Raw genomic sequence first — 13,263 nt, 5'->3', positions numbered from 1 at the left:
GGAAAGCTGGCCGATCTTGCCGTTCTTTCCGCCGACTTCATGAGCGTTCCGGAAGACCAGATCAAGAATATCACGACCGATATGACGTTGGTTGGCGGTAAAGTCGTATTTCAGCGTTGAGCCGTACCACCACGGTCCTGTTTGAAGGGGAACCTTGCCCATGATGAGCCAAGAGCAAAATGACCTGATCACCCGCGTCGGGCCGAAGGCGCCGGGCGGCAAATTGATGCGCATGTACTGGCAGCCGGCGGCGCTGGTCGATGAGCTCGAAGGCGAGCGGCCGATCAAACCGGTCAAGCTGCTCGGCGAAGATTTCGTGCTGTTCCGCGACGAGCAGGGCCGTTATGGCCTGCTCGACCGCGACTGTCCGCACCGGGGCGCCGATCTGGCGTTCGGCCGGCTCGAAGGCGGCGGCGTGCGTTGCGCGTTTCATGGCTGGCTGTTTGACGTCAACGGCAAGTGCCTGGAGACGCCTGCCGAACCCGCGACCTCGAAGCTCTGCGCTGGCATCAGGCAGCGCGCTTATCCGGTCGTCGAAAAGGGCGGCATGCTATGGGCGTATCTCGGCGAGGGCGAGCCCCCGGCGTTTCCGGAGCTGGATTGTTTTGCCGCGCCCGGCCAGTACACTTTCGCCTTCAAGGGCCTGTTCGAATGCAACTGGCTGCAGGCGCTGGAAGTCGGCATCGATCCCGCCCATGCCTCGTTCCTGCATCGCTTCTTCGAGGACGAGGATACCTCGGCCGCCTACGGCAAGCAGTTCCGCGGCGCCTCGGCCGGCTCTGAGCTGCCGATGACCAAGATCTTGCGCGAATACGATCGGCCGATCATCAACGTCGAGTCGACCGAATACGGCCTGCGCCTGATCGCGTTGCGCCAGCTCGATGACGAGCGAACCCATGTGCGCGTCACCAACCAGCTGTTTCCGAATGGTTTCGTGATTCCCATGAGCACGGAGATGACCATCACCCAGTGGCACGTGCCGGTGGATGACGAGAATTGCTATTGGTATGCAATCTTCACCAGCTATACCCAGCCGGTGGACAAGCAGAAGATGCGCGACCAGCGCCTCGAACTCTACGAGCTACCGCACTACACCTCGCGAAAGAACCGCAGCAACGATTACGGCTTCGATCCGCACGAGCAGGCCCACGAGACCTATACCGGCATGGGCGCCGACATTAACGTGCACGACCAGTGGGCCGTAGAGTCGATGGGCAAGATCCAGGACCGCACCCGCGAGCATCTGGGATCAAGCGACAAGGCGATCATCGCCTACCGCAAGCTGCTGCGCGCGGAGATCGAGAAGGTCGCCGGCGGCCTGAAGCCGATGATGTTCCTAGATGCCGACAATGCGCGCAGCATCCAGGGTCCCGGCACCATGGACGGCATCGGCCCGACCCGCGGCTGGGAAACCTACTGGATGGAAGTCGATGTCGCCCGCCGTCGCGGCGCGCCATGGGCGGCGCCGGTGCCGAACGAAACGCCGGCCACGGTCACGCGCATGACGGCTGCGGAATGAGCATGCCGTTTTCTTTTAGGGTGTGCAAAGCGAAGCGTGCCCGCCAATGTAACGCGCAGCGTGAAATGGTGGGCACGGCGCAAGAGCGCCTTTGCCCACCCTACGGGTTGAGGAGAGTGCGTTGAGTTTCGTCGAACGCCACGGCCTGTGGTCCGCAGAACAGAAGGACGCCGCCGTCCGGCTGCGGCGCATCGTCGAGGAGCGGAAGCTGGAAGTGATCCGGCTGTCGTTTCCCGACCAGCACGGCATTTTGCGCGGCAAGACGCTGATCGCCAGCGAGGCGCTGCGCTGTCTGGAAAACGGCTGCAACATCACCACCACGATGTTCGCCAAGGACACCTCGCACAAGTCGGTGTTTCCGGTGTTCACCGCCGGCGGCGGGTTCGGCATTCCGGAAATGCAGGGCGCCGCCGACGCCCTGATGATTCCCGACCCCCTGACCTTCCGCGTGCTGCCGTGGGCTTCCGCCACCGGCTGGCTGTTGTGCGACGTGCATTTCGCCGATGGCCGCCCGGTGCCGTTCGCCACCCGCAACCTCTACAAGGGGGTGCTCGCCGACCTCAACAAGCGCGGCTACGATTTCGTCGCCGGTCTCGAGGTCGAGTGCCACATCTTCAAGAGCGAAGAGACCCGGATGGCGCCCGAAGACGCAGGGCAGCCCGGCCGCCCGCCCGAGGTCAGCCTGCTGTCGCACGGTTACCAGTATCTCACCGAGCAGCGCTACGACCAGATGGAGCCGGTGCTCGAATTCATCCGGCGCGACGTGATGGCGCTCGGCCTGCCGCTGCGCTCGGTGGAAGTCGAATACGGCCCGAGCCAGTGCGAATTCACCTTTGCGCCGACCGTAGGCCTCACGCCCGCTGACTCGATGGTGCTGTTTCGTTCGGCAGTGAAGCAGATCTGCCATCGCCGCGGCTATCACGCCACCTTCATGTGCCGGCCGAAGATTCCCAATGTGGTATCGTCGGGCTGGCATCTGCACCAGTCGATCGTGGCGCGCGACACCGGCAGGAACGCATTCATGTCGGACGACAAGGGCGAGCCGCTGTCGCCGTTTGGCCGCGGCTATCTCGGCGGGATTTTGGCACATGCCCGCGCGGCCACCGTGTTCACTACGCCGACCATCAACGGCTACAAGCGCTATCGCTCCTATTCGCTGGCACCGGACCGCGCGATCTGGGGCCGAGACAACCGCGGCGCCATGATCCGCGTGCTTGGCGGCGCCGGCGATTCCGCGACGCGGCTGGAAAACCGCGTCGGCGAGCCCGCCGCCAATCCCTATCTCTATATGTCGTCGCAGATTCTCGCCGGCCTCGACGGCGTCGATCGTGCGCTCGATCCCGGCCCGTCGGCCGATACGCCGTATGAGAGCGATGCGCCGCTGCTGCCGAAGTCGCTGCGCGAGGCGGTGTTCGCGCTGAAGGACGATCCCTTCTTCCGCGATGCCATGGGCTCGACCATGGTGAACTATTACACCCATATCAAACTGGCCGAGATCGAGCGCTTCCAGGCGGAGGTCTCCGACTGGGAGCAGCGCGAATATTTCGAGATGTTCTGACGCGGCATTCCGGCACGTTTATTGAATACAGTTTTGCGAACGAGCTTCCTTCTGAATGAGTTCAACATTGCAACGAGGACGACGGGTATGATCAGGCGCACGAATTCCATTCTGGCCGTGGCACTTCTTGGCTTGATGACGGACACGGCTTCCGCCGATGTCATCAAGGTCGGCGTGATCGGCACGATGTCCGGTCCCTACGCGCTGTTCGGCGCCAATTATAAAATGGGCATCGACGCTTACATCGCCGAGCATGGCAACAAGGTGGGCAACCACACCGTCGAATTCATCTACAAGGACGAGGAAGGCCCGAACCCCGCCAAGTCGAAAGCGCTGGCGCAGGAACTGATCGTCAAGGACAAGGTGCAGTATCTCGCCGGCATCTATTTCACGCCGAATGCGATGGCGGTCGCGCCGTTGCTGGAGGAATCCAAGACGCCGCTGGTGGTGCTGAACGCCGCGACTTCGTCGATCGTCGAGAAGAGCCCCTACATCGTCCGCACCTCGTTCACCATGTGGCAGAACACTGTACCGGCCGCCAATATCGCCTTCAAGAACGGCTCGAAGAAGGTCGCCATCGCCGTCAGCGATTACGGCCCGGGTATCGACGCCGAAGCCGCCTTCAAGAAGACCTTCGAGACCGACGGCGGCGCCGTGGTCGAAGCCATCCGCATCCCGCTCAACACCACCGACTTCAGCCCTATCATGCAGCGGATCAAGTCGTCCGGCGCCGACACCATCTTCACCTTCCTGCCGTCGGGCCCGCCGACGCTCGGCTTCATCAAGGCCTATGTGGACAACGGCCTGAAGGCCGACGGTGTCAAGCTGATGTCGACCGGCGACGTGGTCACCGAGATCGATCTGCCGGGGATCGGCGACAGCGCGCTCGGCATGCTGTCGACCTATCACTACGCGGTGTCGCACGACAGCCCGGAGAACAAGGCGTTCCTCGCTTCCATCGTCAAGAACGGCGGCAAGGTCGAGGACGTCGCCATGACCGGAGTCGCCGCCTATGACGGCGCGCGGGTGATCTTCAAGATGATCGAGGCCACCAACGGCCAGCGCGATCCGGAGAAAGCCGTTGCGGCGGTCAAGGGCATGAAGTGGGTCAGCCCGCGCGGCCCGGTGTCGATCGATCCCGACACCCGCCACATCCGCCAGAACGTCTATCTGCGCACCGTCACCAAGGTCGATGGCAAGCTGATCAACAAGGAGAGCGACACGGTGTTTCTCGATCAGCCGGACTGGGCGCTGAGCAAGAAGTAAGAAGCCGCTATCTGATAGTTGTCCCGGAGGCGGTGCAGCGTGAAATGCTGCTCCGCAGAGCCCGGAACGTCCCAAACTCCGGCGCTTGGGACGGTCCCGGCTCTGCAGCGCACCACGCCGCCAAAGGGCAGCGCGTTGCACTGCGTCCGGGACACGATTTTGTGCACTGAATCCACTCCAGAGACCACATACACCCATGTCCGCCGCCCGCACGCCTTCTATCCTCCTCACCAACGGCCGCGTCTATCGCTCCGCGTGGGACGAGGCACCGGCGGACAGCATCGTCGTGCGCGACGGCCGTGTGCTGTGGACCGGCGTGCGTGCTGATGCACCAGCGGCCGACCAGACCATCGATCTGCACGGCGTCACCGTGCTGCCCGGCCTCACCGACGCGCATATTCACCTGTTCGCCATCGCGCATGCGCGGCTGCAGGTCCCGGTGACGCCGCGCGATGCCGCTACCATCGATGCCGTGCTGCAGTTGCTGGTTGCCCGCGCGCAACAAATTCCGGCCGGCCAGTGGGTCTATGGCGCCGGTCTCGACGAGAACGGCCTGGCCGAACACCGGCTGCCGACGCGGGCCGAAATCGACGCGGCGATCCCCGGCCATCCGGTGATGATCCGGCGCTTCTGCGGGCATGTCGCGGTCGCCAACAGCGCGGCGCTGACGTTCTTCGACATCGATGACACCATCGCCGATCCCGACGGCGGCAGTTTTGGTCGCACGCCCGACGGCCGCCTCGATGGCAGCGCCAAGGAAAGCGCCGCCGAACTGTTCTTTCGCGCCGCGCCGCCGATGGACCGCGCCGAACTGATCGCGGCCTTGCGCGCCACCATCGACGACAGCGCACGGCTCGGCCTCGTCGCGGCCGTGGAGGCCGCGGTCGGCTTCACCGTCGGCTTCGACGACGAATTCGCGATCTGGAACGAACTGCGCCAGGGCGGCCGCTTGCCGATGCGGCTCGGCTTCATGAACCAGCTCGATCCCGCTGAGGCCGTCGAGCGCGGCCTCATGCCGGCCGAGGATCCCGACTGGCAGTCGATGACCCTGAAATATTTCGCGGACGGCATCGTCGGCGCCCGCACCGCGGCGGTGAGCGAGGATTATTTCGATACGTCGTCGCGCGGTCTCTTCATGCGCAACGAGGCGGAATTGCAGCGCGCGATCGTCGAGGCGCATTGCGCCGGCTGGCAGGTCGCCGTGCATTGCTGCGGCGACCGCGCCATCAACTGCGTGATCTCGGCCTATGAGATAGCCAATGTGGCGCAACCGCGCGCCGATGCCCGCCATCGCATCGAGCATTACTTCGTGCCGCCCGCCGGTGGCCTAGCGCGGATGAAGGCGCTTGGTGCGCTCGTCGTGACGCAGCCGAGCTTTCTCACGAGGATGCGGCGCTCCATCGCCGGTGCCTTCGGGCCGCGCGGCGATGCGTGCTACCCCGGCCGCAGCGTGATCGACGCCGGCGTCGCTTACGTCGCCACTTCGGATGCGCCGACCGGCGCGTGGTCGCCGTGGGACGGCATCGCCGACGCCGTGCTGCGCGCGTCCGACAGCGGCGCGCCGATCGGGCCGAACCAGGCCATCGGCATCCGCGAGGCAATCCACAGTCATACCGTCGGCGGAGCCTTCGCCATGAAGCAGGAGTCTTGGCGCGGCACGCTGGAGCCCGGCATGGCTGCCGACCTCATCGTCATCGACCGCGACATCTTCGCCGCAACGATGCCGCCGCTGCGCGAGACCAAGGTGCTGCTGACCATGGTACGCGGCGAAGTCGTTCACAATGTCCTCGCGCGACAGCCGGCTTGGCAATCCGCCGTGCCTACGGCATAGGGTGACCATGCGCCTCGCTCTCAGCATCCTCACCGACGCCGTCGCTTACGGCATGGTGCTGTTCATCATCTCGATTGGCCTGTCGATCATGATGGGGCTTATGCGTGTGGTGAACCTGGCGCACGGCGCCTTCGCCATGATCGGCGGCTATCTTGCCTCCTACGCGATTCGCGACCTGCACGTGCATTACAGCGTCGCGATCCTGCTGGCGGTGGTCGGCACCATCCTGGTCTCGATCCCGTTCGAACTGCTGCTGTATCGACGCATCTATCGCAAATCCGATCCGCTGATCCAGGTGCTGATGACCATCGGCATCACCTTCCTGATCATCGGCGTAGTCAATTTCATCTTCGGACCGTCGCTGAAGACGATCCCGCTGCCGCCGCTGTTGAGCGGCCCGCTAGACATCGGCTTCCGCTCGGTCCCAACGCACCGGCTGTTCGTGATCGCCTGCGGCCTCGTGACCGCGCTGTCGCTGTGGTGGCTGATCGAGAAGACCGAATTCGGCATCAAGCTGCGCGCCTCCGTCGATCACAGCGGCATGGCCGATGCCCTGGGCATCCGCACCGAGATCATCTACGCCGCGACCTTCGCGCTGGCCATCGGGCTCGGCGCGTTCGGCGGCGTGGTCGGCGCCGAAATCCTGCCGATCGAGCCGTTTTATGCGCTGCGCTACATGGTGACGTTCCTGGTGGTGGTCTCGGTCGGCGGCGCGGGCTCGATCATGGGCGCGCTATCGGCGTCGATGCTGCTCGGCCTTGCCGACACCACCGGCAAATATCTGGCGCCGGAATTCGGCGAGTTCTTCTTCTATCTTGCGGTGATCTGCATCGTGTTCCTGTTCCCGCACGGCCTGTTCGGCAGGTCGCACGCATGACCGGCATTGCGACCAACGACGTGCCCGCCAGACGCCGCCTTCCGCTGCTGCAGGAAGCCGGCAGCGCGCTGGCTATCGCTGTGATTGGCGCCATCGGTTACTATCTGTTTCCCGACGACCTCGCGTTCCTGACGCGGTTGATCGGCATCTCCTTCCTGGTGCTGTCGCTGGATCTGGTCACCGGCTATTGCGGCATCGCCACGCTCGGCCACGCCGCTCAGTTCGGCGTAGCCGCCTATGCCGCCGGCATCGCCTGCGTGCGAGGCGTCACCGATCCGCTCGCGCTGCTGGCGATCGGCATCTTTGCTGGCACGCTGATGGGGCTGATCTCCGGCGCGCTGATCGCCCGGTTTCGCGGGCTGCCGCAACTCGTGCTGTCTATCGCCGTCGGGCAGTTGGTCGCGGCGCTCGCCAACAAGCTGCAATGGCTAACCGGTGGCAGTGACGGTCTGTCGGGCATCACGCCCGGCAAGGTGTTTGGCATCTACAATTTCGACATGTACAGCCGCACCGCTTATCTGTTTTCGCTAGCCATCCTGATCATCGTTTTCGTGGCGCTGACGCGCTTCGTGCGCTCGCCGTTCGGGCTGATGTGCCGCGCCATCAAGGATGACGACCTGCGCGCCAAAATGATCGGCGTCGCGGTCTATCCGCGCCTCGTGCTCATGTATGGCGTATCCGGCGCGGTGGCCGGCGTCGGCGGCGCGCTCACCGCCATGAGCACCGGCGTGGTCGGGCTCGACGGCGTCGCCTTCGAGCGCTCCGCCGAGGTGCTGGTGATGCTGGTGCTCGGCGGCGCGGGGCATCTGTGGGGCGCGCTGGCTGGCACAATAATCTTCATGATCTTCGAGCACATCGTCGCCGCCGCCAACCCATTCCACTGGATGACGCTGGTCGGGCTGTTGCTGATCCTGATCGTGGTGTTCGCGCCCAAGGGCCTGATCGAGCCAGCGCTGTCGCTGGCGCGCCGGCTCACCAAGGGGAGGGCGTCATGACCGCCTTGCTCGAAGCGCGCAACATCTCGCGGTCGTTCGGCGGCCTGCGGGTCACCGACGACGTCAGCTTCACACTCGGCGCCGGCGACCGCGTCGCGCTGATCGGGCCGAACGGCGCCGGGAAGACCACCTTGGTCAATCTGATCACCGGCGACATCGCGCCGAGCGCCGGCCAGTTCCTGATATCGGGCGAGGAGATCAATGGCCTCAGCATCCCCGAGCGCGTGCAGCGTGGCCTGGTGCGCACCTTCCAGACCACGCGGCTGTTCCAGAATCTCACCGTGGCCGACAACGTCGCGCTGGCGATCATGCAGCGCAGGCGCATCAGCAAGCGGTTCTTTTCGGTTTCGACGGAGCGGCCCGACGTGCGCGCCGAGTGGAGCGAGATCCTGGCCAATCTCGGCCTCGATCGTCTGGCCTATCGCAAGGTGGTAGAGCTCGCCTACGGCCAGCAACGGCTGATCGAGCTGGCCATCGGCCTCGCCTTGCGCCCCAAGGTGCTGCTGCTGGACGAACCGGCCGCCGGCGTGCCGCACGACGAGGCGCCGAAGATTCTCGACGCGATCAACCAGTTGCCTGCGGATATCGCCGTGCTGATGATCGAGCACGACATGGATCTGGTGTTCAAGTTCGCCACTCGCGTGCTGGTGCTGGCGGCCGGCCGGCTGATCTTCGAGGGATCGCCGAAGGACGTCACCGCCGACCACGAAGTGCGCCGTGCCTATCTCGGGAGCTATGCCGATGCCCGCCGCGTCCCTTGAAGTCACCGGCCTCTGCGCCGGCTATGGCCCGACGCGGATCATCGAGGACATCTCGTTTGCGGTGCAGGCCGGCGACCGTCTCGCCGTGCTCGGCCGCAATGGCATGGGCAAGACCACGCTGCTGGCGACCCTGATGGGCCTGTCGACGCGCCATGGCGGCCAGATCAGGATCGGCGATGAAGATGTCACTGGAAAGCGCACCTCGGCGCGTGCCGATCGCGGAATCGGCTACGTGCCGCAGACGCGCGATATCTTTGCGTCGCTGACCGTCGAGGAAAACCTGCGCACCGGGTTGAAAGGCCGGCCGGCGTCGGCGCTGGGCGAGGCCTACGAGATGTTTCCGCGGCTGCGCGAGCGCCGCGGCAACTATGGCAAGCAATTGTCAGGCGGCGAGCAGCAGATGCTGTCGATGGCCCGCACATTGCTCGGCAAGCCGCAGGTTTTGCTGCTGGATGAGCCGCTCGAGGGTCTCGCGCCGGTGATCTGCGACGAGTTGATGGCACTGCTGGCGCGGCTTGCCGCCACCAAGGAGGTCACCATTATCCTGGTCGAGCAACAGATCGAGCGCGCGCTGGATTTCGCCGACAGTGTGATGGTGATGGAGCGCGGCCGCACCAGCTGGACCGGAGCGCCGGCGGAGTTGATCTCGGACCGTGCGCTCGTCGATCGGCTCGTCGGCGTCGGGATCCACTAGTTGGCGGGGATACGTTTCCCGAAGCTCCGCAATTTGGTTTCCGGCGTAAAAGGCCCGCCTATGAGTGATGCGCACCGGCAAAACGCGACGTCGGAGCCTATCAATTAGGCAAGCGGTTACCTGCAAATTCCATTCTAAACCTGCTCTTAACCAAAACATCGGTAAATCGGCGGACAGCTGACCCGTGCATGCGGTGGTCCTTTCCTATTGCTCAGGCCGGCTCGCAAGGGGTTTAAGATGCGTGTTGCGCCAGTTCACGGGTGGTCGGTCGGCGGTGGCGTGCATCGGCGCTGCAACGCGTCCGCCCCTTTGAACAAGACAGTCTGACGCGCATGTTCAGCCAACGCCCGACCATTGATAGCACTGCAACCGCCGAGACCGTCGAGGGACGAGGGCCGCTACAGAACGTATGGCGGCATCGGCAATTGTTCGCGGGGGTGTTCTGCGGCGTGATGGTGCTGACGGTAGTCGCCCTCGTGGTGCTGCCGGTGCGTTATCTTGCCACGGGTTCGGTGATCGTCGCCGAACAGGAACCTGCGAACAGCAATGCTTCGGCCGCGTGGGCACAGAAGATCGGCGATCCCGCCGATCTCGAAAGCCAGCTGCTGGTGGTGCGATCGCCGCGGGTGATGCGGCTGGCGATGGCGGTGCCCGGCGTGCTCGAAGCGGCAACAGAGGAATGTCACGTCCGCGGCGGGTCCGGCTGCGACAAGCTGAAGTCCGATAGCGGCGCCTTCGTCGATTATGCCCAGACCAACTATTCGATCGGCGCGGTCGGCCGTTCCCGCGTCATCAACATCTCCTACCAGTCGCCGCTACCCGAAGTGGCGCAGAGGATGGCCAACGCGCTGACCAACGCGTTTCTCGACGACCAGCGCACCGCCGGTTCCGACAGCCGCGAGACCGCCGCGTCCTATCTCTGGAAGGAAGCCCGCCAGCTCGACGGCGAGCTGCGCGAGGCCGACGCCAAGATCCAGGCGTTCCGCCGCGCCAAGGGCCTGATGCGCGGGTCGCTGGCGCCGATCAGCTCGGAACGCCTCACCAGCATCAGCCAGCAGCTTTCGACGGCGGAGACCGCGCGTGCGGAAGCCGCGGCGCGGCTGCAGGAAATCAAGGCCAACCAGTCGCGTGGCGCCAGCGACGCGCCGTCGGTGCTGTCGAACCGCTCGATCGCCGATCTCAAGCAGCAGCTTACCGTGGTCAGCGCGCAGCTCGCCAGCCAGGCCAATGTGCTGGGGCCGCGACATCCATCGCTGCGCGCGCTCGAGCAGGAGGCGGCTTCGATCAAGGAGCGCATGGCGACCGAAGTGTCGAGCATCGCGATCAGCGCGCAGAAGGCTTACGACGCCAATGATCTGCTGGTGACGTCGCTGAAGAAGCAGATGGAGGCGGTCAAGGCGGAAGTCGGGTCCGCGACCTCGGACGAAGCCTCGATCGAGAGCATGGTGCGCAGCACCGAAATCAAGCGGCAGCAATATGCCGACCTCTACAAGCGCGCCAGCGAGCTGGAAACCGAGCGCCGCGTGCTGATCGGCAGCACCCGGCTGGTCAGCCTGGCCGAAATGCCGATCAAGCCGTTCTTCCCGAAGAAGGCGCCGTTCCTGGCGGCCGGCGCCACCATCGGCCTGCTGCTGGGGCTGGCCGCGGCGTTGTTCGGTGACCGCGTCAACCTCGGCAAGCTGCCGCGGATGCAGATCGCGATGCCGGCGCGGACGAAAGCCCCAACGCCTCCAAGTGCGCCGCCGGTGGTCCCGGTGGCCGCCGCCGTAGCCCGGCCGGTCACGGTGCCCGAACGCGCGGCGCCACCGATGGCCGGCTCGTCATCGGAATTGTCTGTCGTCACCGGTGCGCCGATTCTGGCGCGGCTTCCGGCGGTGAAGAAGGATGCCTCTGAATCGCCGATCGGCGCGATTCTGACCGCGCAATCCGGTTCGTCGCTGGCGAAGGCGCTGGCGCTCGCACAGCAGGACAGCGCCTATCAGGACGGTCTACGCAACCTGGCAGCGGCGCTGTTCGTCGCGGGCAGCTCGCGTAGCCGGCGCAAGATTCTCGTCGCCTCGCCGGCGACTGCCGAGGGCAAGACGTTCCTGACCCTGGCGCTGGCGCAGCACCTGGCCGCAACGGGCCGCAGCGTGCTGGTGGTCGAATGCGATATCGGCACGCCGAAGTTCGAGACCGCGCTCGGGCTACGTCCCAGCCTCGGTCTGCAGGGCATCCTTCGCGGCGACATTCTGCCGCGCGACGCCATGGTCAAGACCGCAACGCCGAACCTGGATGCCATCGCAGCCGGCCCATTGGCGGCGACGTCCGATCTGCTGATGCGCAAGCCGCTGGCCGATCTGCTGCTGTGGGGCCAGTCGTATGACGTGGTGCTGATCGACGGCCCGTCGCCGGGCATCGAGACCGACATCGGCGTGCTGGCGCGGCAGGTGGATGGCGTGCTGCTATGCATGCGCTCGGGCCGTTCCTCGATGGGGCAGGCGGTTGCCGCCTGCAGCGCGATCCGGAAGGCCGGCGGCGAGGTGTTCGGCATTGCCATCACCATGGCCGCGGAAGCTGGCCCGGCGTCATCACCGATCGGCCAGAATGCCTATGCCGGGGCGATCTGATGGCTGCGCCTCGGGTGCTGTTCGTCTGTCACACCGGCTCGATTTCCGGCGCTGAACTGGTCCTGCTCGATATCGTCGAGCCCTTCGCCGGGCAATCCGCCTTCCTTTTCGAGGATGGACCGCTGGCGGCGGCGCTGGCCGGCCGCGGCCTCAAGGTCGCAGTGTCGCGTTGGGGGCAGGGGCTGGCTCAGGTCCGCCGCGACAGTTCGGTGCTGAAAGTCATTCCGCTGATAGGACGGCTGCTGGCCATCGTGGTCGAAGTGATCCGCGCCGCGCGCCGCCATGACGTGGTCTATGCCAATTCGCAGAAGGCCTTCGTGCTGTCGGCGATCGCTGCAAAAATCGCGCGCCGACCGCTGATCTGGCACCTGCACGATATCATCAGCGGCGCGCATTTCGGCGCCATGCAGCGTCGCGTGCAAGTCACCCTGGCGAACCTCTGCGCGAGCAGGGCGGTAGTGCCGTCGCAGGCCTGCGCCGATGCCTTCATCGCCGAAGGCGGCAAACCGGATCTGATCGCCGTCGTTCCCAATGGCCTCGATATTGCGCGGGAGGCGAAGTCTCCGGCCGAAGTTCGCCAGGAATTGAAATTGCCCGCCGGCCCGCTGGTCGGCGTGTTCAGCCGGCTCGCCGCCTGGAAGGGCCAGCATGTGGTGCTGCAGGCGCTGGCCCAGGCGCCGGGCGTCAGTTGCATCATCGCCGGCGACGCGCTGTTTGGCGAACAGGCCTATGCAACCAGGCTGCACCAGATGATCGATGATCTCGGTCTCGGCGACCGCGTGCATTTTCTCGGCCAGCGCAGCGACGTGCCGCGGCTGATGAGCGCCGTCGATGCGGTGATCCATCCCTCGATTGATCCCGAACCGTTCGGCCGCACGCTGGTGGAAGCGATGCTGGCCGGCGTGCCGGTGATTGCCACCGACGCCGGCGCCGCCTCCGATATTCTGGAAGCCGGCCGCGCCGGAACGCTGGTGCCGCCGGGCGATGCCGGTGCGCTGGCTGCCGCCATCCGTACCGTCATGTCGCATCCGCCCGAACTGGCGGCGCAATTGACCTATGCCGACGCGCGGGCACGCGCGCACTACGGCAAGGCGCAGATGCTGCAGACGATTTCTGCTATCATTGATACGACAGCAGGAGACGTGTCGTGAAT

At 65.2% G+C, this 13,263-nt stretch carries 11 protein-coding genes; all 11 read left to right on the top strand.

Annotation, left to right across the window (positions count from 1 at the left end):
- The first annotated feature begins 6 nt into the window (after positions 1 to 6).
- The 11 genes from JWR89_RS01165 (at position 7) to JWR89_RS01115 (ending at position 13,261) form a co-directional block, all read left to right on the top strand.
- Entirely contained in the window at positions 7 to 120 is a 114-nt protein-coding gene (locus JWR89_RS01165; RefSeq protein ID WP_366142957.1) for a hypothetical protein, read from the top strand.
- Positions 121 to 160: 40 nt separating this feature from the next.
- Entirely contained in the window at positions 161 to 1,519 is a 1,359-nt protein-coding gene (locus tag JWR89_RS01160) for an aromatic ring-hydroxylating dioxygenase subunit alpha (RefSeq protein WP_299710685.1), read from the top strand.
- 121 nt (positions 1,520 to 1,640) lie between these two features.
- The gene (locus JWR89_RS01155; RefSeq protein ID WP_299710682.1) at positions 1,641 to 3,077 is read left to right on the top strand and encodes a glutamine synthetase family protein; all 1,437 of its coding nucleotides are present in this window, start codon (positions 1,641 to 1,643) and stop codon (positions 3,075 to 3,077) included.
- Between the two features lie 87 nt (positions 3,078 to 3,164).
- Complete coding sequence (locus JWR89_RS01150; RefSeq protein ID WP_299710679.1) at positions 3,165 to 4,343, top strand: ABC transporter substrate-binding protein; 1,179 nt, start codon at positions 3,165 to 3,167, stop codon at positions 4,341 to 4,343.
- 196 nt (positions 4,344 to 4,539) lie between these two features.
- A complete protein-coding gene (locus JWR89_RS01145) occupies positions 4,540 to 6,174 on the top strand; it encodes an amidohydrolase (RefSeq protein WP_299710676.1) in 1,635 nt (544 codons plus the stop codon).
- Positions 6,175 to 6,181: 7 nt separating this feature from the next.
- Positions 6,182 to 7,051, top strand: a complete 870-nt coding sequence (locus tag JWR89_RS01140; RefSeq protein ID WP_299710674.1) for a branched-chain amino acid ABC transporter permease — start codon at positions 6,182 to 6,184, stop codon at positions 7,049 to 7,051.
- A complete protein-coding gene (locus JWR89_RS01135) occupies positions 7,048 to 8,046 on the top strand; it encodes a branched-chain amino acid ABC transporter permease (protein WP_299710672.1) in 999 nt (332 codons plus the stop codon). Before JWR89_RS01140 ends, JWR89_RS01135 begins: the two co-directional genes overlap by 4 nt.
- On the top strand, positions 8,043 to 8,807 hold the full coding sequence (locus tag JWR89_RS01130) for an ABC transporter ATP-binding protein (protein WP_299710671.1): 765 nt from the start codon (positions 8,043 to 8,045) through the stop codon (positions 8,805 to 8,807). The genes JWR89_RS01135 and JWR89_RS01130 overlap by 4 nt, the downstream gene beginning before the upstream one ends.
- Positions 8,788 to 9,501, top strand: a complete 714-nt coding sequence (locus tag JWR89_RS01125; protein WP_299710668.1) for an ABC transporter ATP-binding protein — start codon at positions 8,788 to 8,790, stop codon at positions 9,499 to 9,501. Before JWR89_RS01130 ends, JWR89_RS01125 begins: the two co-directional genes overlap by 20 nt.
- Positions 9,502 to 9,833: 332 nt before the next feature.
- Positions 9,834 to 12,110 (top strand): tyrosine-protein kinase domain-containing protein, encoded by a 2,277-nt coding sequence (locus tag JWR89_RS01120; RefSeq protein ID WP_299710666.1) that lies wholly within the window; start codon positions 9,834 to 9,836, stop codon positions 12,108 to 12,110.
- Positions 12,110 to 13,261: a glycosyltransferase gene (locus JWR89_RS01115; RefSeq protein ID WP_299710664.1), complete on the top strand. Its 1,152-nt coding sequence runs from the start codon at positions 12,110 to 12,112 to the stop codon at positions 13,259 to 13,261. The genes JWR89_RS01120 and JWR89_RS01115 overlap by 1 nt, the downstream gene beginning before the upstream one ends.
- Positions 13,262 to 13,263 lie beyond the last annotated feature (2 nt).

The sequence above is a fragment of the Tardiphaga sp. genome, from assembly GCF_028290785.1.
Taxonomy (GTDB): Bacteria; Pseudomonadota; Alphaproteobacteria; order Rhizobiales; family Xanthobacteraceae; genus Tardiphaga.
Note: the sequence above shows the minus strand (reverse complement) of the source record. Positions and strands in the feature narration are given on the sequence as shown.